The organism is Mesorhizobium subarcticum (assembly GCF_055456085.1).
In genome coordinates this window covers 154,073-173,917 of record NZ_JBVBEG010000002.1, presented here as the reverse complement: position 1 = coordinate 173,917, position 19,845 = coordinate 154,073, and the positions used below count along the sequence as shown (strand labels likewise).

The window sequence follows — 19,845 nt, the reverse complement described above, 5'->3', positions numbered from 1 at the left end:
CCTGGGGAAGGCAGTCAATTGTTCGGATCCGTTGTCGAGCGGATCCGCTCTGGGGCTCAAGATAGAGGGACATCCTCCGCGCGCGGTGCCGATGATGCCCTGGGCGACGGGTCTTCCGGCCACTCCGTTGGCGAACATCGAACCCTGACTGCTGCGCCACGTGAAGCCGCTGCGCCACCTGCAGCGATTGCGCGGCAACGCGATTTTCCCTCAGTCTCGGAGGGTGGAGCCACGGCGTCCGAGGGCGGAGCTACGGCGCCGGTCGCCAGCCAGCCTGCAAGTTCGAGTGTGGCAGTTCCCATTTCTTTGACAGGCGAAGAAATCAACGCGGCAAAGCTACGAATGCTCGGCCTGCTTAACGAGCTTGACGGTTGCCGTGATGCGGCCCTGCGCGGACACAACTCGTGGGAGGAGGCGCAAGATCAGATGGATCGGCTCATCAATGCAGGCTCGACAGTTCTGAACTACTACGCAAGCCTGCCCCGGCAGTGGCGCGTAGCATTCTGTCCGACGATCGGGCGCGTGAATTCCGCGACGAAACGCTCAATCGGGCGAAGCAATGCAACACGTTGGCCACCAATATACTCCACGACTTGCGCGAAAAAAGGGAGGCTGCGGACGCGGTACTCCACAAGTTGCGCGCATCCAACACTCCCCGCGACCAGCTGAGCCGAGCAGTTTCCAGTGTGGCGAAGCACTATGTGGCCCTCATGGAGTGGTGGGAAAAGAAGCTGCGGCGCTGCGAACGGATGCGGTCCGTCTGCGCCGCCACTGCCAACTTACCGAGCGCAACGGCCGAGATGCGAGAGGGCGAACAGGCCGCACTGCGCCTGCACACCGGCTGGGCAGCGAATTTGAAGGTCATGGTGCTGCAATCGCGGGTCGCTCTCGCGCAGCTCAAGATTGAGCCGCTGGCGAGCACATTCGAAGCAGCCGTGAGGGAAATCCTCATAGGTGAGGACCGGAAGGTGCGTCTGCTGGGGACCTTCATCAGCGACGTTTTTCCGGCATTCCACTCGACCCGCGACGCTGTGATGTCCAGCGAAGGGCGCCCACTCGACGCAGAGCACCGCGCCGTGCTGGAAGGAGTCATGGAACGGCTTTCGGAATTTGGATTGGCGTTGCACGACATGCTTGCCAAGTTAGGCGATGACCGAACAGGTGCCGGCCTCCCATTGGAACTGTTGGGCCAGATCGTGGACGACGCATGGATCACTGCGCACGAGGTCATGCACTTCCTGGAACTGCAGCCGAAGTCGCCAGCCATCATTGCATCGCCGGCAGCCGCTGGTGCTGCAAAACCGGCCGGCACTGCCGGCACGGCTCCAATCGCCGAAACCTTGGCACAACAACTGCAGACCAAAGCCATCATTGCACCGCCGGCCGACGCTCGCGCTGCGATACCGGCCGACACTGCCAGCGAGGCTGCAGGGGCCCAAGGCACTGCAGTGGGCAAGAAACGGAAAGCGAAAGGGAAAGGGAAAGACAGGCAGGCCGCTGGCGCCGGCACTTCGGCCGCCGGTGCTAGCTCTTCGGCCGCCGGCCAGCCGGAGCCGCAAGTCGCTGCAAACGACGGCGACCCGGCGCCAGCAGCCAAGGTTGTCGTGCTTTCCGATCTAGGTACGAAAAAGCTCGTGAGTGCGGAGGAGGCGCCGGATGCGAGTGCGTCGGCGGCGGCACGCTTGGCGATCTGGCAGGCCCCGGCTTCGGAGCAGATGCTGGCACGGTTGGCCGAACTCCTGAAGTTCGATCTGGCTGGTCAGCAAAAGGCTGTCTCGCAAGCGCGCAAGATGAAACCCGAGAACGCCGAACACGTCGTGGACACCGTGGTCGAGCGTCTGCAGACCCAGGCCGCCGAGATGCAGGCCTGTCTGGCCGCGTTTAAGCAGCATGATAGTCTCCTCCGACTCTCGCCTTCGCAAGTACCCAAAGTGCACGAAGACACAGAACAGCTCAAGAGAATGTTGGGCCAGGCGCAGGGACTGGCAAAGGCTTTGAAAGAGCAAAAGGCCACGATTACGATCGAATGCATGAAGACCTACGCATTTCCGTCGCAGAAGTACCTTGAACACTTGCGGCAGGCCAAGGAGTTGACGCCTGCGGATCCACCGCAGCCGTTGAGGGGGGAGCCAGGGACGCTGTTCGAAATCCGGCTGCAGCCCAAGGCGCTGCGCAATGGTGCAATGCCGAAACCGATGTGGGTGCACATCCATACGAAGGAGTCGGTAGATGCGGGGCAGTTGGCGACGCTGAATGACGCCGACTTCGTCGCTTGCCACGTCAAATCCAATGAACAGCGCGGCCACAATCGCCAGTGGCAGGACGCCCGGGCTGCGATCGGTCACGAGAACGTCGTAATCCACCGCGGCAAGCTCACCCCTGCGTTCTGCAAGTCCCTGTTGACCGGAGGGCTCAGCGGCCACCCACGCCATCCGCTTGCCGCGGTGGAGCACCGGTCGACACCGGCCGCTCGACACGCGATATAGTCGGGGGCTCGCAGTAAAGTGCCGCTTGTGGTGACACCATGAGTCATACCTCCGAAATCTGGAGGCCAGAGGGTTGTTGGTCCAGATGCTGGCAGTTGAGCCTCTCTGGTCTTGAGCCAAACAGCGTATGCCGCGAACTGCACGGGTTGCCGGCCCCGGACCTCAACTATCGCAAAAAGGGCGAGCGGCGCTGGTGTGCGGAACACTCCGGCCAAAACTTGTCTGAAGCGGACGCCCGATTTGAGCTGTCGCGTCGAAGGAATTGCAGATGACGCTTCATGACGTTGCGCTCGACGACAAATTCGACCTTTCCAAGGAGCGCATCTTCCTGTCGGGCGCGCAGGCGGTCGTGCGTATGCTCCTCATGCAGCGCGAGCGCGATCGCCGCGCGGGGCTTAACACCGCCGGCTTCGTTTCGGGCTATCGCGGCTCGCCGCTCGGCGGTCTCGACCTCCAGCTCTGGAAAGCCAAACGGCAGCTTGCCGACGCCAGCATCGTTTTCCAGCCCGGGCTGAACGAGGAACTGGCCGCTACGGCCTGCTGGGGTACGCAGCAGACGGAACTGCTCGGCGAAGGCAAATATGACGGCGTTTTTTCGATCTGGTACGGCAAGGGTCCGGGCGTCGACCGCTCCGGCGACGTTTTTCGCCACGCCAATCTCGCCGGATCGTCCAGGTATGGCGGTGTGCTCGCCCTGATGGGCGACGACCACATGGCGGAATCATCCAGCAACGCGCACGCCACCGAGTTCGTGTTCGTCGATACCATGATCCCAATCCTCAATCCGGCGGGCGTGCAGGAACTGATCGAATACGGCCTTTACGGCTACGCCATGTCGCGCTTCGCCGGTACCTGGGCGGCGATCAAATGCGTCAAGGACAATATCGAATCGACGGCTTCGGTGGATGCGTCGCTTGACCGGCTGAACATCATCATCCCCGAGTTCGACATGCCGCCCAGCGGTTTGAATATCCGCCACGAGCTAGACCAGCTCGGCCAGGAAGCGCGTCTGCACGAACACAAGCGTGCCGCAGCGGCGGCCTTCATCAAGGCCAATGATCTCAATCGAATCGTCTATTCGGGCGGCCGAAATCCGAAGATCGGCATCATCACCATCGGCAAGAGCTATCTTGACGTACGCCAGGCGCTGGAGGATATCGGCGTCGACGAAGCCCGCGCCAACCAGCTCGGCGTGCGGCTGTTCAAGATAGGCTGCCCGTGGCCGCTCGACTTCGAGCACATTGCGGATTTCGTGCGTGGCCTGGAGAAGGTGATCGTCGTCGAGGAGAAGCGCTCGCTGATCGAAGTCCAGCTGCGCGAGAGCCTCTACAACACGGCCATGCAGCCCATGGTGATTGGCAAGAAGGACGAGCGCGGCGGCTGGCTTTTCCCGGCCAAGGGTTCCCTCGACCCTAATGATATCGCGATCGCGCTCGGCGAGCGCATCGTCGAGACGATCGGACCGTCGGAGGAGATTTCTGCACGGGTCGCTCGGCTAAAGCAGTTCCAGGCGATGCTTGCCGACAAGAAGGACATTGGCGTGCGCACGCCATTCTTCTGCTCCGGCTGCCCGCACAATTCCTCGACCAAAGTGCCGGAAGGCTCGATCGCTACCGCCGGCATCGGCTGCCACTTCATGGCGCTGTGGATGGACCGCTCCACGGTCGGCTTCACCGCGATGGGCGGGGAGGGCGCGCAATGGGTCGGCCAGGCGCCGTTCTCGAAGCGCGACCACATCTTCCAGAACCTCGGCGACGGCACCTACAACCATTCCGGCACGCTGGCGATCCGCTTCGCGCTGTCAACCGAGGCCAACATCACCTACAAGATTCTCTACAACGACGCCGTCGCTATGACTGGTGGCCAGCCGCTCGAAGGCAATCTGACCGTCGACATGATCGCGAGCCAGGTGCACGCCGAGGGCGTCGAGCGCATCGCCATCGTCACCGACGAACCCCGCAAGTATGCCGCTGCCGGGATAGGGTTTCCCGCCGGCTCCACCATCCACCATCGCGATGATCTCGACCTGGTGCAGCGGCAGTTGCGCGAGGTGAAGGGCGTGTCCGTGCTGCTTTATGACCAGACCTGCGCGGCCGAAAAGCGCCGCCGCCGCAAGCGCGGAACCTTTCCGGACCCCGACAAGCGCGTCATCATCAATGAGCTCGTCTGCGAAGGCTGCGGCGATTGCGGCGTCCAATCCAACTGCGCCTCGATCCAACCCGTCGAAACTGAGTTCGGCCGCAAGCGCCGCATTGACCAGTCGAGCTGCAATAAGGATTTCTCCTGCGTCAACGGCTTTTGCCCATCCTTCGTCACCGTGCATGGCGCGAAGATTCGCAAGGCCGAAGGCATGGCAGGAAAGTCCGATCCGCTCGAAGGCGTGCTGGAGCCACAGCTTTTTGCGCTCAATGGCGACGGCTGGTCGTCGATCATCGACGGCGTCGGCGGCACCGGCGTCGTCACAGTCGGCGCCATCCTCGGCATGGCGGCGCATCTGGAGGGCAAGGGCTGCGGCATGATCGACATGGCGGGCCTGGCGCAGAAGGGCGGGGCGGTCTTTTCACATGTCCGCATCGCAAAAACCCCTGAGGATATCCACGCCATCCGCGTCTCGGCGGGCAAGGCCGACCTCGTTCTCGGCTGCGACCTGGTCGTGTCGGGCACCAAGAAGGTGCTGGCGGCGGTGCGCGAGGGCCATACGATTTTCGTAGCCAACACCGCCGAGATCATGCCGGGCGACTTCGCGCGCTCGGCCGATTTTTCGCTGCCCGTGGAGCGGCTGAAGGAGGCCATTCGCGAGGCTGCCGGCGAAAACAATGCGCATTTCTTCGACGCCACGCGCACTGCGTCGGAGCTGTTCGGCAATTCGCTCGGGGCCAACATGTTCATGCTGGGCTTCGCCTACCAGCATGGCGGGCTGCCGCTGCCGGCGGACGCGATCGAACGCGCCATCGAACTCAATGGCGAGTCGGTCGCCATGAATATCGCAGCTTTCCGCTGGGGACGGCGCGCGGCGCATCAGCCGGATTTCGTCAAAGGAATGCTCGGCCGGCCTGGCCAGGCGGCGGAGCCCGGTATCACACAGACGCTTGACGAGATCGTCGCGCGTCGAGTGGAGTTCCTGACCGCCTATCAGAACGCCGCCTATGCGAAGCGTTACGCCGATCGTGTCGCGGCCGTCCGCAAGGCCGAGCAGGCAGTCTTGCCGGGCTCCGCCCCGGTCGCTGAGGCCGTGGCGAAAAACCTCTTCAAACTGATGGCTATCAAGGACGAGTATGAAGTCGCCCGCCTCTACACGGACGGATCGTTCCAGCGCCAACTGGCGGCGCAATTCCAGGAATACGACCGGCTGGAATTCCACCTCGCGCCCCCGATCATGGGCCGGCGCGGCGCGGACGGAAAGCCAAAGAAATCAAGTTTCGGGCCGGGGATGATGAAGGCATTCAGCCTGCTTGCGTCGCTGAAGGGCCTGCGCGGATCAGCGCTCGATCTGTTCGGCTATTCCGCCGAGCGGCGGACGGAGCGCGGCCTGCTCGCAAGCTACGAGGCCGATGTCGACCGCATCGCCCGCATCCTGACGCCAGCGAAGTTAGAGGCGGCTGCTGCCTTGGCGTCAGTCCCGGCTCTCATTCGCGGCTACGGCCACGTCAAGCAGGCCAGCGTGGAAAAGGCTGCGGGAGAGCGGGCCCGGCTTCTGGCGCGCCTTGAAAGCGCAGAGGCGAAACCGGAGCCGGAACGGCGGAACAAGCCGCTTTCTGTGGCAAGTATATCCCTGTACAATCCGACCTTAACGTAAAGATTGCCCTGGTACGCGCATGGTCCTCTTTTAGGCGATTGTGGCAAAGCTTGGCTCCCGACGAGCTCGAACAAGTTTGCGGCGCGCATTCGCCCTGCTTCGAGTACCGGCGGCGCGTAGCGTTCGCCATAGCCGCCATAGGCGTCGGCCTGCAGGATCGCGGACCAGGTGCCAAGATAGGCCCGTGGATGTTCGGCACGCCGGTAGCGCGAATAATGAAACAGCCCGGCGGGCGGATCGACACCGCCGAACGCTGACTTAGACCCGCAGCCTGCCATTATCGGCCTTGCCCTGGCGAGGACCGGCACGTTTGTATCGCCACCGTGCCAGCGGTCGGCGAGGAGGACATGAGGCTCGATCGACGATGGATGGGCACGAGCGCGAATGTGGCCGCGCCAACCTGGTCGGCGAGCGTCGGCAGGCTCAGCGGCACTCCTTCACGCGCAAAACACCCGGTCCTGGCGGTCTAATGGCTAAGGTCTCTCAAGTCGCCGCGATCGAGGTCGATCCGGTGATTGCCCTTCCTGCAGCCGTCTGCCCGGTGGCACTACGCGTGCAGGGATATCGGACGAGCCACCAATTCGACCATACGAGGCGGTCGCCTACTAGCAGGCTGTTGAAGAAGGATCACGTTTGGCCTTGAGGATAGCCTCGTCGCCGTTCTGATAGGCGAAGGTGATGTCGATCGAGCCGTCGTCGAGCAATTCTGCGGAGCCGTCGCCGGTAACTTCGTCCATCTCATCGAAGCCGGCCCATGTGAAGAAGACCATTGACGGCCCGTACCCGAGATCGAGGCCGGCTAGCAGGGCGCCAAAGGCGATCTCACCGTGGTTGTCGGCCCCAATGGTGACCGTGGCGGGTCCGCCGAGGTCGAGATAGCCGCGATCCCACAGGTCAGCTTCGATGATCCGCCAGCGGCCGATCAGTTGACAGCCCGCGGGCGCGGTCATGTCGGCACCGCCAGCAGCTTCGGCAACCGCACGAGATTGTAGGCGGCGGCGTTGAAGGTGAAGGCCCATCCGACGCGGTCGCGGCCACGCAACTTCGTCTTCGCCTGTCCGGCGACCGTCTTGATCCACCCGAACGCCTCTTCTGCGTATTCCGATGAAGCCGGCCACCGATTCCGATTTGAAGCCGGCCAGTCATTCCGATTTCATTCCGGCCGGCGTTCCGATTTGAAGGCGGCCATTTCTCGGACTGATCCTGGGTCTGGTTGATGTTTGGATCGGGTTTTGTTTGAGGTCAAGCGTCGGTGTTTTCGGGTGCGATTGGCGGGCGCTGTTTTCGCATGCTTTCACCGGTGAGATCGATGCGATAGGCGTTGTGAACGAGGCGATCCAGTATGGCGTCGGCGAGTGTTGGGTTTGCAATAATCTCCCACCAGCGATCCACGGGCGCCTGACTGGTGACAATTGTCGACCGACGCTCGTAGCGATCTTCGATGATCTCGAGGAGGTCACGTCTCTGGTCATCGTTGAGTTTTTCCGGTCCCCAATCATCCAGAATAAGCAGATCGGTCTTGGCGAGGGATTTGAGGATCCTGCCGTATCGCCCGTCACCTCTGGCAAGGGCGAGCGTGGCGAACAGCCGGGGAACGCGGTGGTATGTGACGGAGAAATCCTCGCGGCAGGCCTTGTGGCCGAGCGCGCAGGCCAGCCAGCTCTTGCCGACGCCGGCTGGCCCGGTGACAAGAAGACCGTGATGCTTTCTGATCCAGTCGCAGCTGGCAAGCGCCATGAACAGATTGCGGTCGAGACCGCGTGCAGCACGAAAGTCGGCATTCTCGATCTGCGCGTCATGACGAAGTTTGGCAGCTCTGGCGCGGGCCTCGAAACGTTTCTGGCGGCGCATGGTCGCCTCGCGTTCGAGCAGCATGGCAAGCCATTCGCCGTGCTCGAGGCCGCGCGCTTCGGACTGTGCGTCGAGTTCCTGGAAAGCGGTTGCCATGCCGTAAAGGCCGAGCTCTCGCAGCATGTCGATGGTGGGATTGATCAGCATGGGTGTGTCTCCTCAATGAAAGTAATCAGGGCCACGCAGATTGGCGTGATCGACGATGGCGGTTGGTTCGGTGGAATGGCGTGCGGCTTTGTGGTTGGCGATGAGCGAAGCAATGCTCTTGCAGTTCAGGCCACCGATCTCGACGGCGCGGGCTGATACGGCTTCAGCCCGATTGCGCTCGATGTCGCGAAACAGGCGCAGGATGCCCAGGCATGTTCGGAAGCCCTGTTCGGGGTGCGGACGGCTGGCGAGAATTGCGATGACCAGACCTTCGGTCTGCGGCCCGATCGACGTGGCCCAACGCCGAAAGCGCTCCGGGGTCCACTCGGCATAGCGCCGGTGGGAACTGGGCATGTGATCCGGATCGGTTCCATGGCGAGGACCTCCATAGCGGCGCTGATGCACCGCGACGCGCTTGCCGCGGTGGAAGATCTCGATGGTGCGCGCCGTTGCTCTCAGATCCACCTGCTGACGAATGAGGCTGTGCGGCACGGAATAAAAGAAGGTCTTGAACTCGACGTGGTAATCCGTCGAGACGCGAGCCAAACGCCATTCGGCAAACTCGTAGTCTTCGCTCGCAAGGCTGGCGAGTGCGGCACGCTCGACACTCTCAAACAGTTGCCGGCGACTGACGCCCAGCCGGCGCATGACGTGGTCGTTGATGCGATCAAGTGCCTGACGAATGGCCGCATTGGCTTCTGCCAGCGAGAAGAAGGTCTGATTGCGCATCCGCCCCAGAATGCACGATTGGGCGAAGCGGACGCCGTTCTCGACTTTGGATTTGTCCTTCGGTCGCCGCGGCCGTGCCGGTAGGACACCGACACCATAGTGGGATGCCATCATGCCGTAGCTGCGGTTGATCTCGGGATCGTAGAAACTGGCGCGGCTGACGCCCGACTTCAGATTGTCGGGAACGATCAGCCGGGGAACGCCTCCGAAGAAACGAAACATCCGGACATGCGAGCCGATCCAGTCCGGGAGCGTTTGCGTCCAAGTCGCCTCCGCATAGGTGAAGCTGGATGCGCCGAGCACCGCCACGAAGATCTCCGCCTCGCGGATCTCACCGGTCTTGCGATCAACAATCGGGATCTTCTTGCCGGAATAATCGACGAAGACCTTGTCGCCGGCCGCATGCTCCTGACGCATCGTCGGCGAAAGCCGCTGCTCGAAACCGCGAAAGAGTTCGCAGAAGCGACTGTAGCCATATCCTTCGGGATGCGACCCACGATACTCCTCCCACAGGATAAGCAGGGTGACGCCGGGCTTCTTGAGCTCGACGGCAAGATCGGCCCAGTTCGGTTCTGTGCGTCTTCTCGTGCCCTGTTTGACGCCGTTGCGAGTGAAGAGTTTGTTCTCGAGCGCATCGTCGGTCAGTTCGCCCGGCAAGGGCCAGGTCAATCCAACCGCCGCTGCGCGCTGCAGATTATCCTGCACCGTACTGCGCGCTATTCCCAACACGACGGCAATCTCGCGGGAGCTGGTCCCGCTTCCGGCAAGCCGCAGCATTTGTCGTAACTGTCTCATGGTCAGCCTTCTCTTTGCCGGCATCAAAATCTCCCCGTTCATCGCGGGGCATTTGATGCCAAAGTTGCTGACCCAGGAGGTAATGTTCAGTGCCGAAAACTGGCTGACTTTTGATTGGAATGGTGGCCGGCTTCAAATCGGAATGGTGGCCGGTCTTTGATCGGAATGGCGGCCGGCTTCACGTCGGAATCCGCACCTCTTCAATGCGCTTGCGAATACGCTGACTGACAGCATAGCCGCCATGCCGCGTCGTGCGCCCGTCGATCGCCGAACTCCGGCCGCTGGTGTTCTGCGCCACATGCGGCGTCACCTTCATCGAACGCAGCTCATTGATGAAGTCTTGCGCGTCATAGGCCTTGTCGGCACCGAGTGTGATCGCCTGTGGCCGCTCCGCTCGCGGTTCGATCATGTGCAGTGCGGCCACCCGCTCAGCATGCCCGTCGGCAAACGTCAGGCAGGCGTCGACCAGAAGGCCATGGCGGTTCTCCATCAGCCCATGCCCCATGAAGCAGAGCTTCGCCTCCTTGCCCCGCCCTTTGCGATAGAGCCGGGCATCCGGATCGGTGGTCGAGGCATGTGTGTCGTTGGATCGCTTGTGGCCATGGAAGTCCGCTTCCGCGTTTCGCCCGCCCCCTTCAGCCGGCGGCTCGCCATGACCACCGCTTGGGCCGTCCTTCGGTTTGACGCTCTTCATCGATGCCCACGCCTCGATCAGTGTGCCGTCGACCGAGAAGTGATCCGTCGACAGAAGCTTCTTCACCTTGGGTTGCGCCAGCACCGCCGCCAGGAACTTTGCAGCGATGTCGCCCTCCAGCAGCCGGTCACGGTTCTTGGAGAACACCGAATGATCCCAGGCCGCATCGTCGACGCCAATCCCGACGAACCAGCGGAACAGAAGGTCGTATTCCAGCCGCTCCATCAACAGCCGCTCCGAGCGGATCGAGTAGAACGCCTGCAGCAGCATCGCACGCAGCAGCTTCTCCGGTGGGATCGACGGCCGCCCAATCGGCGAGTACAGCGCCGCAAACTCCCGCTCCAACGCCGAAAGCGCCTCATTCACAATCGCCCGAATACGGCGCAACGGATGATCGCGCCGCACCCGAGCCTCGAGGTCCACGTAGCTGAACAGTTCGCCCGTCTGTCCGTCACCGCCCCGCACGATTCACTCCCACCTCTTCGTGGTCAGAGTGAATCACGAACCTGAGACTGTCGCGAGCCCTTTTTCAACAGCCTGCTAGTGTACCGTCGCAGTGATTGTGACGGGTTAGTCTACGCCGAGAATGGGCAGGTCCTGTGGCGGGACGAGCAACTGGATGCTGCGAGCGACACCGGGCTGCTTGTCGATCAAGCCGAGTTGGTTGAGGGTCTTGAGCATCTGATGGACTGACGGTGCGGTGACCCTGAAGTAGCGCTGGAAGTCCGCCTCCGCCGGAGCGCGGCGATTGATCTGCGAATAGGCCCAGATGAAGGCGAGGTACTGGCCTTGTTTGGCGGTGAACCGTACTGTCGGCGCCGGCGTCTTTCGGTCAAGCAATTGATTCATTGTAGATTCACCTACGGCTCTTCCACCAAGAAGGGCTTTGGGAATGAACATACGATATCGGGTCGAACTCAGCCAATCCGAACGAGACGAGCTGCGTGCTTTGGTGAGCGGGGGTAAACTGCCGGTGCGGCGGCTCAAGCGGATGCAGATCCTGCTGGCCGCCGACGCCGGGGTCGCCGACGAGGCCATCGCCATCTCGGTGCAGACCAGCGACTCGACCATCTACCGCACCAAGAAGCGCTTTGTGGAGATCAGCCTGGAGGCCGCCCTCAGTGAAGGGCCGCGTCCGGGGGCGGCTCGCAAACTAAGCGGCAAGCAGGAGGTGCAACTGGTGGCGCTGGCCTGCTCTGATCCGCCGCAGGGATGCGCCCGGTGGACTTTGAAGCTTCTGGCCAACGCCCTGGTCGAAGTGATGGAACACCCGAGCGTCTCACGCGACACCGTCCGCCGGCGGTTGAACGACAACGATCTGAAGCCCTGGCAACAGAAGATGTGGTGCATCGCCAATATCGATGGGGAGTACATCGCCCGCATGGAGGATCTCCTCGATCTCTATGCCGAGCCGCATGATCCCAAGCGACCGGTGGTCTGCTTCGATGAAAGTCCGATCCAGCTCATCGGCGAGGTGCGCGTGCCCATCGTGCCGAAACCCGGAAAGCGATACCGCTACGACTCCGAGTACAAGCGTAACGGCACGGCCAACCTCTTTGTCATGGTCGACGCCAACCGGTCGTGGCGCAGGGTCAAGGTCACCGACCGGCGCGCAAACGAGGACTTCGCCGTCTGCATGCGCGACCTGGTCGACGTGGACTATCCCGGCGCCGACAAGGTCCGCGTCGTGATGGATAACCTATCAACCCACACGGCCTCCGCTGTCTATCAGACCTTTCCAGCAGTCGAGGCGCGTCGGATCTTGCGACGCCTGGAGTTCCACTACACACCCAGGCACGCCAGTTGGCTCAACATCGTCGAGATCGAAATCGGCGTTATGCGCCGCCAATGTCTTGATCGCCGCATCGCTAGCCGCGACCTCCTTGAAACAGAGATCCGGACCTGGGAACGCCGCCGCACCGAAAGTGGCGCCCGCATCCGCTGGATGTTCTCCACACAGCAGGCCCGAGCGAAGATGGCAAAATCCTATCCCACGCCATCTCTCAAAGAGTCATAATCACCGCGACGCGACACTAGGCCGGCTTCGGCTACAAGGCGAAAGCCTTCGCGAGGATTGCCGCATCCTTGGGCTCAAGCCCATCCGCATCAAACCTACACGCCAAGACCAACGCAAGGCCGGGCGCTTCATCAAGCGTGGTCTTGGGGAATAGGCCTATGCCGTCCCATGCCCGACTTCCCAGCGCCGTCGAGCCGCCTGCCTGGCTTAATGGCTAGTGGAACAGACCCGCAGCCTAAACCCACAACGCCAATCAGCAGACTCGGCCTCACCGAGGACAGCCTGTTGAGGCGCCACATCTAGGCTAAGCCTGCGGCGAAGAGTGCTCTCGCGACGGGCTCGAAATGTTGCCTGGGAACGGCGTTGCCCAGTTTCGTCGCGCTGATGAGCTGATGCGCTAGGACATGATCATCGACAATAGTGAGATGTAGCGCCTGCGCCTCACAGAACATGTGCGAAGCGGCCTCGCCCTCGGCGCGGCAAACTAGGACCGGCACCCCGGTCTCACCACGAATGTAGCGAAGACCGACCAGTACCGCCTTTCCTCTGAAGATCAACGTGGCGCGATTCAACCCAAGCGGAGGCTCGCCAGCCGTCTCGTCGCGGATGCGACGCCGTTCACTCTTCAACTCTGGCGTCCCCTGCTGTTCCTTCAACTCGCGCGTCACTTCGGTCTTGGTCATGCGCATTTCGCGCAGAAACAACGAACGCTGCAACAGGAGATCGATCAGCCCGCCCACCAGAAGTGCACCGGCGCCAATCCCCATCAGCAGTTTCGCCTCCGTAAAGACCAAGCCGAGACAGCCCATGCCGCAGACTGGCAGATAGATCACCGTCTTCCACATGCCGAAAAGCAAGATAAGAAAGGTGGTGCTGAGGACCACTACCTTAAACAGTGTCTTCCCAAGCTCGACTGCTGAACGCGCAGACACCATGCGTTTCAACCCTTGAAAAGGGTCAATCTTCTCAAACTTGGGCTTCATAGGCTCGAGAGAGAAGACAAATCCACCATTGGCTATCAATCCCGCCAAAATTACCGCGGCGACGAGAGCTCCAAGCAGCGGGCCAACGGCCCCCAGGGTGAGTTCGATCAGCAGGACCAATGCCTGCCGGACCGCGATATCGAAAGGAAGGTTCTGCAGCTTGTCGACCAATAATAGCGCTTCCTGGCATTTGTCTTCGATCACGCTCCCTCTCAGCCAAAGGTAGCCGAACCCAGCGCAAGTGCCGGCCGCGCGGACGAAATCGGCGCTGCGCGGTATCTGCCCGTTTTTGCGCGCTTCCCTTAGCTTCGTCGGGGTGGCGGCGTGATTCTTTTCTTCACTCGTGTCGCTCATTTCAGCAACTTGCCGAACCACTCAAGCGCGCCATTCGCTTGTGCAATCTCCAGTTTCATGCCCTCGACCAGATAGGCGGTGTAGGTGACCATGATAATCGGAAAGCCGATATTCTTGAGCGTCGGGGACAGTTGGCTCGACTTGAATTGCGGCGCAAAGCGACGGAGTATCATCATTGATACATCCACCAGCAGCAGGAAGATCACTACAGGGCCGGAGACCAATAATGTCGTGCGCATAATGTGGTCGAGGAGCCCTAATAGCTCCATTGCTCCTTGCGGGCTCAATGTGGGGTGAAACCGAAAAACGGGCCAGATCAGGTAGCTGCCATAAAGAGCACTGATGACAGCCTCCATACCTCCTGATGCGACGAAGATCGTAATTGCAGTGATCCCGAGAAAAACGCCCATAGCGGAAGCCTGGCTGTTCGTCGCGGGGTCGGTCGGAGCGGACGGGCTGGTGATGCCACGTTGGTTATCGATAAACTCACCAGCCGCCTGAAGGCCCCATAGGGGGATGCCGAGCAAAGTGCCAAGTAGCACGCCGACAAAAACCTCCTTCAAACCGAGCAGAGTTACATGGATTAGAACCGTTTCAGGATCCAGCGCGTGCAGCCCGTCGCTCACCTGTGCCAAGCACGGCAGTCCGAAGGCAATAGCCAGGCAGCTGCGGATCAGCCCACCGACCTGAGATCGTGTAAATACAGGAAGTACCAGCATAATGCCTATCGCGCGGGCTGCGCCAAGACTGGCCGCAACGACGAGCTCGAGAGCCGCATGGATCAGGATTTGAATCTCGCCCGATGACGCATACATGGCGGAGGCTAGTAGCTTGGTGTCATTGCGGGAAACTCAGTAAAGATCTGGTCGGCAAGCTCTATGAGCGGGGCGCTCAGCACGGGGGCAAACAGGCCAATTACCGCGACAACGACCAGAAGCTTCACCGTCAGCGGCAAGCTTTCATCCTGAATCTGCGTTGCCGCCTGTATGATGCCAATGCCCAGGCCAACAACCACCGATGCAATGAGCGGCGGCAGAATCCAGATCATGAAAACCATCAAAGATTGGCTCATAAGTGTGACAATAGTCGATTCAGTAATAGTTAACCTCCCGGTATCGTGTAACTCAACACAAGTCCGTGCATCAATCTCGACCAGCCATCAATAGCGACAAACAAAAATAGTTTGAAAGGTACAGATATAACCGTCGGGGATACCATTGACATGCCCATCGCCATCAAGATTGTCGTTACGATAAGATCGATGACGATAAAGGGCAGATAAAGGAGAAAGCCGATTTCGAATGCACGCTTGAGTTCTGAAATTAGAAAAGATGGTACGAGAATGGCAAAATCATCAGGTGTGGCTTTGGCGCGCATTTCCTCTGGCCAGACTTTTTCAGTCGAGGAAAGGAAAAATCGCCGCTGCTCTTCGTTCGTGAACTTCTTGAGATGATCGCGCAAGGGTTCACTTCCTTCTTGAGCGGCGCTTATCCAGTCATCGATCGTCTGATAACGCAGTTTCGGATCTGTGAGGCGATCATAGGTCTGTTCAATAACAGGCGCGCTAACGAACATGGTGAGGATCAATGCCGCAGCGTATAGTACCACGTTCGGTGGTATCGTCTGGGTCCCGAGCGCATTGCGGACGAGGAATAGAACAACCGATACCTTTACGAACGCCGTGGTCGTGGCGACTGCTAAAACCAGCAGCCCGAGTCCGGCGGTAACCGCAAGAAGCGTCAGGACGGCCGGCTGAATCTCAGTCATTGCATGCCAATCTGCCGCAGAGTCTGATGCCCAGCTCATCTCCGATGCGCACAATGTCGCCACGCCCGATACGCCGACCATTAGCAACTATGTCGACTGGACCATCGATCGGCCGACCAAGTTCGAAAACATGCCCTTCGCCGGCACTCCTCAATTCTCCTAGAGGGATAGGCCAGCGGCCGCATTCAAAGACAAGCATGATCTCGATTTCGTCGAGATCGGCTTCCGACGGCCCTAGTTGAGATTCGGGTTGTTTCATATGCGCATTCTCCAACGGGCACGATCGCGGGCGGAAAGGCGCCCGCAGGATTAGGTGGTCGCCCTCATGATCTGCCTCGGTCCATAACTGACCCACTGATAGGGTGATCTGGCCACGGCCGAACGGCGCTATGTCTGGTATCAGAGCATCACCGGCACATGCTCTTCGAAGAAGCGCCGCCGGAACGCGAAGCGTGCCGATCTCTCCTGCAACTATGACCGAAAGCTCTGTGGAAAGCCCGCGCGGCTGTCGCGGCAACTGCCCAATCAGTACGCCCAAAGCGCGGAACGCAGACGGCACCAAGCCATCAAGAGGCGAGAACAGGGACAGACGACCCTTGCCACTGACGGGACCGAAGACGATATCCAGCTCGAGATAAGGTGCCGGTGTCATGGCTTCACGCACGCAAAGGAGGTGCACGCTCCGCTGTGTCCTGTGCTCCAGGCGAGCTATCAGCGGCTCGAGTGCAAGTTCGAGAATGAGCGAAGCAGTTGGCTCGGAAGGGAAAGCAAGGCCACTCTGCACTGTCGAGACGAGCGCCTCTACAAGCGGTCGGGACAGCGACAAGACGACCGTTTCACCTCCCACCCGCCAAATGCAGTCAAGCATCGGAATGGCAGTAGGTTCCTGCTGCCACACAACTCCGCCCATCCGCAGCGATAGCGACTTGTCGCCGATCCGGCTCTGAAACGGCGTGCGGGAAGTCGCTATTTCATTGAGCCACGAGGCGACCTCGTGGGACAGTGTTAGCGCTGGTTCGAGTATAGCGGGTCTAACCACAGTGGTTACCAAAGCGGCTCTAAACTGCACGAGCGCGTCATTCACAGAACCTGCGGTTATCGGATCTGGTTGCGGGACATCTGGGCGAGAGAAACCCTCCCATACCGAAGCAACATTTCATCGTCGGCCTCTATCTCGCCTGCGGCATCCGACTGAATATCGACGGCGCGCCTGACGTCATCGTCGATTTGTTGCCATTTGTGCGTTGCCGCCGAACATCTGACCCATAGCTCCCTCTTCTCAGATGCCGCTATCTCGGCCTTTTCTTGAGCAAGGCGTGCATCATCAAGCATCTGGCGTTTGAAAGCGATCTCAGCCGCAAGCCGGTCAATACAAAGGTCGTGACGGTCGAGTGCTGCGCTGGACAAGCTGTCGAGCGTCATCAGCTCTTGGTAGAGCGCTGCTTCGGCCGAAGCGCAATGTTGCTGTGCGATTGCAAGCCCCTGCGAGGCATTGTGTACGGCTAAGGTGGCCATATGGCGCTCGGTTTCCTTCCTGGACAGCTCCCTACGGGCACCACGCTCTTGCATTTCCTTCAGGAGCCGTAACCTTGAGGCCTGAACACGATTCACGCGGTCAGACGCGACATCCATGCGACCGTCTCCTCGAAATGCGACGCCTCGCCTTCGGTCTGGCACAAAAATTCCCTCAGCTCGCCAATCGACGCGACAGCCCGGTCAGTTAGGGGGTCGCCGCCTTGCTTGTATTCGCCGACATTGATCAAAAACTCGTTCTCGGCATAGCGCGACAGGAGATTGCGGAAGAAGGATGCTGCCTTGCGATGTGTCCCAGAAACGACCGCATCCATCACGCGGCTGCGACTCTGCAGCACATCGATAGCGGGGAAATGCGATCGCGCCGCGATAGCGCGTGAGAGGACGACATGGCCATCGAGAATGCCGCGCGATTCCTCGGCGATTGGATCACCTGTGCCATCACCTTCGACAAGCACAGTGTAGAAGGCCGTGATCGAGCCGCGCTCACCCATGCCGGCCCGCTCCAGCAGGCCTGGCAGCATGCCAAACACGGAAGGAGGAAAGCCCCGTCGGGTCGGCGGCTCACCAGCAGCGAGGCCTATTTCTCGCATGGCGCGGCAGAAGCGCGTCAGCGAGTCCATCATGAGAGCGACGCGTAGTCCCTGTTCGCGAAAATATTCGGCGAGCGCAGTCGCCATAGGAGCACATTGCGCCCGCTCCACTGCTGAGCGGTCGGACGTTTCAACGACAACGACCGTACGGCGCAGGCCGGCCTCCCCAAGATGCCGCTCGATGAATTCACGAACTTCACGTCCGCGTTCGCCTATGAGGGCGACTATGACAACGTCAGCGGCGGCACCTTTTACGATCTGCGACAATAACGTCGACTTGCCACAACCAGGCTCGCCATAGATCCCAATTCGCTGGCCCTCGCCGCATGTCAGGAGACCATCCAGGGCACGGACTCCGAGCGGGAATGGCCGCTCAACAATGCGCCTTGTCATCGGATTGGGTGCCCTGCCGCGCAGCGGACGAGTTTCGGCCGTTTTAACTTCGCCTTTGCCGTCAAGTGGACGGCAACGGCTGTCAATCACGCGGCCGAGCAAATCGGGGCCGACTGGCACTTCACGCATTCGTCCGGTGGCCACGACTTCTGTTCGGCTGGACAGGCCGACCAAGTCGCCGATCGGCGTAAGCAACACCCCATCATCCAACAGGCCGATCACCTCGGCTTCCAGCGACAGTCCGGTTCGCGGATCCTGTAGGAGACAAAGTTCCCCAATACGAGTGTCCGGCAAGACAGCATGGACCAGTGTACCGATAGCCCGCGTGATCCGTCCGCGCACCACACGCGTGTCGATTTGCTTTGCTGCAGACCTCAAAGACGAGATCGCCGGATCGGGAGCCCGGATGCCAGCGAAATTACTATGCTCTGGTACCGGTGTGGTCACGGTTCGCCTTCCTCAGACAGCAACCCGAAGCCGAGACGCAGCGCGCGCATCTGTGCGTCAAGTCCCAGATCGACATTGCCATACTCGCTCCACAGCACGCACTGTTGAAGCGACAACGTCGGATCCGGATCGATCCGAACCCTCGGCCGACCCTCCCTTCCGTCGCATCCAGCAAACTCGCGCGCGAGCATATCGACTTGCATGGGGCATACATGAAGGCAAACTTCCGCGCCGCTGTATTTGCGCTCAATGGCGTGACGAACAGCCCTCACCAACAGCTCACCCGGGTCGAAAGCGCCCAGAATATCGCTTAGGACCTCCATCACGAGCTGTGGCAGTTCCTGCTCCAGAACCGCCTTTCGTTGCGCCACTTCGGAGACTGTCCCCGCAATCAGCCGTGCCAATTCCTCCGCGCCTGCATTCAAACCCTCGATTTGGCCGCGCGCCCGCTCACGCTGATAAGCGGCGCGTGCCCAACTGCGAACCCGCTGCTGATGCCGTTCTGCCGCAGCGCGCGCCTCTGCGGCGCACTGCCAGATTTCGAGCTCGCTTGCCGGTATCAGTGGCCCAACTGGGCGCATTTGCGGTGCGACGGGCGCCGCGGAAACATTGGCTGTCATAGCGCCGGGATCTCCGTCTCAAAATGGGCTAGCACGAGCGAAAACAACTGGCCTGAGGCATTGCCGTGCTCGGGCGCTGGATTCTCGGCGGCTGTCCCGAGGGGCAACCGTAGAAGCACGCGGTTACGCTCAAGCACTGGACTCTGATCGAGCCAAGCACCAAGGCAGGCATGTCCATCGTGTTCAATTTGGAGCGCGAGTTTTTTCGGATCAGCGATCAAACTGCCTGTGATCGCATACGCCAGATGTCGGATGCCAAAAGCGTGCGCATCAGCGCCGATATGTTCAACTAGCACCGTGAGGTGACGTTGTGAAACAAGCTTCAGCAGCGAACGAGCATGCCAAACACTGCCCGCAAAGAGGGCAGCCCGACGCGGGTCATGCCCCTGCAGAAGATCCTGCCCCCAGCCGCATCCGTTCGAATCCGTGTCATTGTCAAGCAGCAATTCTGCCAATTTTGGCTGCAGCCTGGCACAGGTCTGCAACTGCACCACTGTCGCAGCCGATAACGTCGGATCCAGACAGGCGGCGATACGAGTCGGATGGGCCGAAGCAGCAAGCTTGCTCCAGTACACGGAACGTAATTGCGACGAATGATCGCGATTGCTAGTCTGCATCGAAATGGGCATTGAGAATATCC

General features: G+C 60.6%; 17 protein-coding genes and 3 pseudogenes. 4 read left to right on the top strand and 16 right to left on the bottom strand.

Annotation, left to right across the window (positions count from 1 at the left end; translation table 11 throughout):
• The first annotated feature begins 488 nt into the window (after positions 1-488).
• Positions 489-2,486, top strand: coding sequence for a hypothetical protein (locus tag ACZYHG_RS32695; protein WP_464615198.1), 1,998 nt, complete (start codon positions 489-491; stop codon positions 2,484-2,486).
• A 262-nt stretch (positions 2,487-2,748) separates the two neighbouring features.
• Positions 2,749-6,282, top strand: coding sequence for an indolepyruvate ferredoxin oxidoreductase family protein (locus ACZYHG_RS32690; RefSeq protein WP_464615197.1), 3,534 nt, complete (start codon positions 2,749-2,751; stop codon positions 6,280-6,282).
• Positions 6,283-6,374: 92 nt separating this feature from the next.
• Here ACZYHG_RS32690 and ACZYHG_RS32685 read toward each other — a convergent pair.
• From ACZYHG_RS32685 to istA, 5 genes and pseudogenes are all read right to left on the bottom strand, one after another.
• Positions 6,375-6,730 (bottom strand): annotated as a pseudogene (locus tag ACZYHG_RS32685) (IS66 family transposase); the annotation flags it as partial.
• 157 nt (positions 6,731-6,887) lie between these two features.
• Positions 6,888-7,232: a hypothetical protein gene (locus ACZYHG_RS32680; protein ID WP_258580592.1), complete on the bottom strand. Its 345-nt coding sequence runs from the start codon at positions 7,230-7,232 to the stop codon at positions 6,888-6,890.
• A pseudogene (locus ACZYHG_RS32675) lies at positions 7,229-7,375 on the bottom strand (IS5/IS1182 family transposase); the annotation flags it as partial. The gene ACZYHG_RS32680 and the pseudogene ACZYHG_RS32675, both read right to left, overlap by 4 nt.
• Positions 7,376-7,524: 149 nt before the next feature.
• Positions 7,525-8,280 (bottom strand): IS21-like element helper ATPase IstB, encoded by a 756-nt coding sequence (gene istB / locus ACZYHG_RS32670; protein ID WP_464610223.1) that lies wholly within the window; start codon positions 8,278-8,280, stop codon positions 7,525-7,527.
• A 12-nt stretch (positions 8,281-8,292) separates the two neighbouring features.
• Positions 8,293-9,804 carry an IS21 family transposase gene (gene istA, locus ACZYHG_RS32665; RefSeq protein WP_464610222.1) on the bottom strand — a complete coding sequence of 504 codons (1,512 nt, stop codon included), beginning with the start codon at positions 9,802-9,804 and terminating at the stop codon, positions 8,293-8,295.
• On the opposite strand from istA, the gene ACZYHG_RS32660 reads away from it, so the two are divergent.
• Positions 9,803-9,964 (top strand): hypothetical protein, encoded by a 162-nt coding sequence (locus ACZYHG_RS32660; protein ID WP_464613859.1) that lies wholly within the window; start codon positions 9,803-9,805, stop codon positions 9,962-9,964. The genes istA and ACZYHG_RS32660 overlap by 2 nt on opposite strands.
• Before the next feature lie 36 nt (positions 9,965-10,000).
• Here the strand turns inward: ACZYHG_RS32660 and ACZYHG_RS32655 are convergent.
• Together ACZYHG_RS32655 and ACZYHG_RS32650 are read right to left on the bottom strand one after the other, a co-directional pair.
• Positions 10,001-10,963 (bottom strand): annotated as a pseudogene (locus ACZYHG_RS32655) (IS5 family transposase); the annotation flags it as partial.
• Positions 10,964-11,068: 105 nt separating this feature from the next.
• Complete coding sequence (locus ACZYHG_RS32650) at positions 11,069-11,347, bottom strand: LexA family protein (protein WP_258581105.1); 279 nt, start codon at positions 11,345-11,347, stop codon at positions 11,069-11,071.
• 43 nt (positions 11,348-11,390) lie between these two features.
• Between ACZYHG_RS32650 and ACZYHG_RS32645 the strand changes: the two genes are divergently transcribed.
• Positions 11,391-12,515 (top strand): IS630 family transposase, encoded by a 1,125-nt coding sequence (locus ACZYHG_RS32645; protein ID WP_258580779.1) that lies wholly within the window; start codon positions 11,391-11,393, stop codon positions 12,513-12,515.
• Between the two features lie 299 nt (positions 12,516-12,814).
• Here ACZYHG_RS32645 and ACZYHG_RS32640 read toward each other — a convergent pair whose 3' ends face one another.
• From ACZYHG_RS32640 to ACZYHG_RS32600, 9 genes are all read right to left on the bottom strand, one after another.
• Positions 12,815-13,852, bottom strand: a complete 1,038-nt coding sequence (locus tag ACZYHG_RS32640; protein ID WP_464615196.1) for an EscU/YscU/HrcU family type III secretion system export apparatus switch protein — start codon at positions 13,850-13,852, stop codon at positions 12,815-12,817.
• A complete protein-coding gene (gene sctT / locus ACZYHG_RS32635) occupies positions 13,849-14,667 on the bottom strand; it encodes a type III secretion system export apparatus subunit SctT (protein WP_464615195.1) in 819 nt (272 codons plus the stop codon). Before sctT ends, ACZYHG_RS32640 begins: the two co-directional genes overlap by 4 nt.
• A gap of 8 nt (positions 14,668-14,675) precedes the next feature.
• Positions 14,676-14,924 carry an EscS/YscS/HrcS family type III secretion system export apparatus protein gene (locus ACZYHG_RS32630; protein ID WP_183465589.1) on the bottom strand — a complete coding sequence of 83 codons (249 nt, stop codon included), beginning with the start codon at positions 14,922-14,924 and terminating at the stop codon, positions 14,676-14,678.
• 29 nt (positions 14,925-14,953) lie between these two features.
• The gene (sctR, locus tag ACZYHG_RS32625; protein ID WP_464615194.1) at positions 14,954-15,619 is read right to left on the bottom strand and encodes a type III secretion system export apparatus subunit SctR; all 666 of its coding nucleotides are present in this window, start codon (positions 15,617-15,619) and stop codon (positions 14,954-14,956) included.
• The gene (gene sctQ, locus ACZYHG_RS32620) at positions 15,612-16,445 is read right to left on the bottom strand and encodes a type III secretion system cytoplasmic ring protein SctQ (RefSeq protein WP_464615193.1); all 834 of its coding nucleotides are present in this window, start codon (positions 16,443-16,445) and stop codon (positions 15,612-15,614) included. Before sctQ ends, sctR begins: the two co-directional genes overlap by 8 nt.
• Before the next feature lie 269 nt (positions 16,446-16,714).
• Positions 16,715-17,251 carry a hypothetical protein gene (locus ACZYHG_RS32615; protein WP_258599962.1) on the bottom strand — a complete coding sequence of 179 codons (537 nt, stop codon included), beginning with the start codon at positions 17,249-17,251 and terminating at the stop codon, positions 16,715-16,717.
• Complete coding sequence (sctN, locus tag ACZYHG_RS32610; RefSeq protein ID WP_464615192.1) at positions 17,227-18,585, bottom strand: type III secretion system ATPase SctN; 1,359 nt, start codon at positions 18,583-18,585, stop codon at positions 17,227-17,229. Before sctN ends, ACZYHG_RS32615 begins: the two co-directional genes overlap by 25 nt.
• Positions 18,582-19,205 carry a type III secretion system stator protein SctL gene (gene sctL / locus ACZYHG_RS32605; RefSeq protein WP_464615191.1) on the bottom strand — a complete coding sequence of 208 codons (624 nt, stop codon included), beginning with the start codon at positions 19,203-19,205 and terminating at the stop codon, positions 18,582-18,584. Before sctL ends, sctN begins: the two co-directional genes overlap by 4 nt.
• Entirely contained in the window at positions 19,202-19,834 is a 633-nt protein-coding gene (locus ACZYHG_RS32600; RefSeq protein ID WP_464615190.1) for a nodulation protein NolU, read from the bottom strand. The genes sctL and ACZYHG_RS32600 overlap by 4 nt, the downstream gene beginning before the upstream one ends.
• Positions 19,835-19,845: the final 11 nt, after the last annotated feature.

Coding starts and splice junctions, on each gene's coding strand:
- ACZYHG_RS32660 (WP_464613859.1), top strand. CDS start 9,803: ATGGTCAGCCTTCTCTTTGCCGGCATCAAAATCTCCCCGTTCATCGCG.
- ACZYHG_RS32680 (WP_258580592.1), bottom strand. CDS start 7,232: ATGACCGCGCCCGCGGGCTGTCAACTGATCGGCCGCTGGCGGATCATC.
- ACZYHG_RS32645 (WP_258580779.1), top strand. CDS start 11,391: ATGAACATACGATATCGGGTCGAACTCAGCCAATCCGAACGAGACGAG.
- ACZYHG_RS32650 (WP_258581105.1), bottom strand. CDS start 11,347: ATGAATCAATTGCTTGACCGAAAGACGCCGGCGCCGACAGTACGGTTC.
- istA (WP_464610222.1), bottom strand. CDS start 9,804: ATGAGACAGTTACGACAAATGCTGCGGCTTGCCGGAAGCGGGACCAGC.
- sctR (WP_464615194.1), bottom strand. CDS start 15,619: ATGACTGAGATTCAGCCGGCCGTCCTGACGCTTCTTGCGGTTACCGCC.
- ACZYHG_RS32615 (WP_258599962.1), bottom strand. CDS start 17,251: ATGGATGTCGCGTCTGACCGCGTGAATCGTGTTCAGGCCTCAAGGTTA.
- ACZYHG_RS32630 (WP_183465589.1), bottom strand. CDS start 14,924: ATGAGCCAATCTTTGATGGTTTTCATGATCTGGATTCTGCCGCCGCTC.
- sctL (WP_464615191.1), bottom strand. CDS start 19,205: ATGACAGCCAATGTTTCCGCGGCGCCCGTCGCACCGCAAATGCGCCCA.
- ACZYHG_RS32600 (WP_464615190.1), bottom strand. CDS start 19,834: ATGCCCATTTCGATGCAGACTAGCAATCGCGATCATTCGTCGCAATTA.
- ACZYHG_RS32640 (WP_464615196.1), bottom strand. CDS start 13,852: ATGAGCGACACGAGTGAAGAAAAGAATCACGCCGCCACCCCGACGAAG.
- sctT (WP_464615195.1), bottom strand. CDS start 14,667: ATGTATGCGTCATCGGGCGAGATTCAAATCCTGATCCATGCGGCTCTC.
- istB (WP_464610223.1), bottom strand. CDS start 8,280: ATGCTGATCAATCCCACCATCGACATGCTGCGAGAGCTCGGCCTTTAC.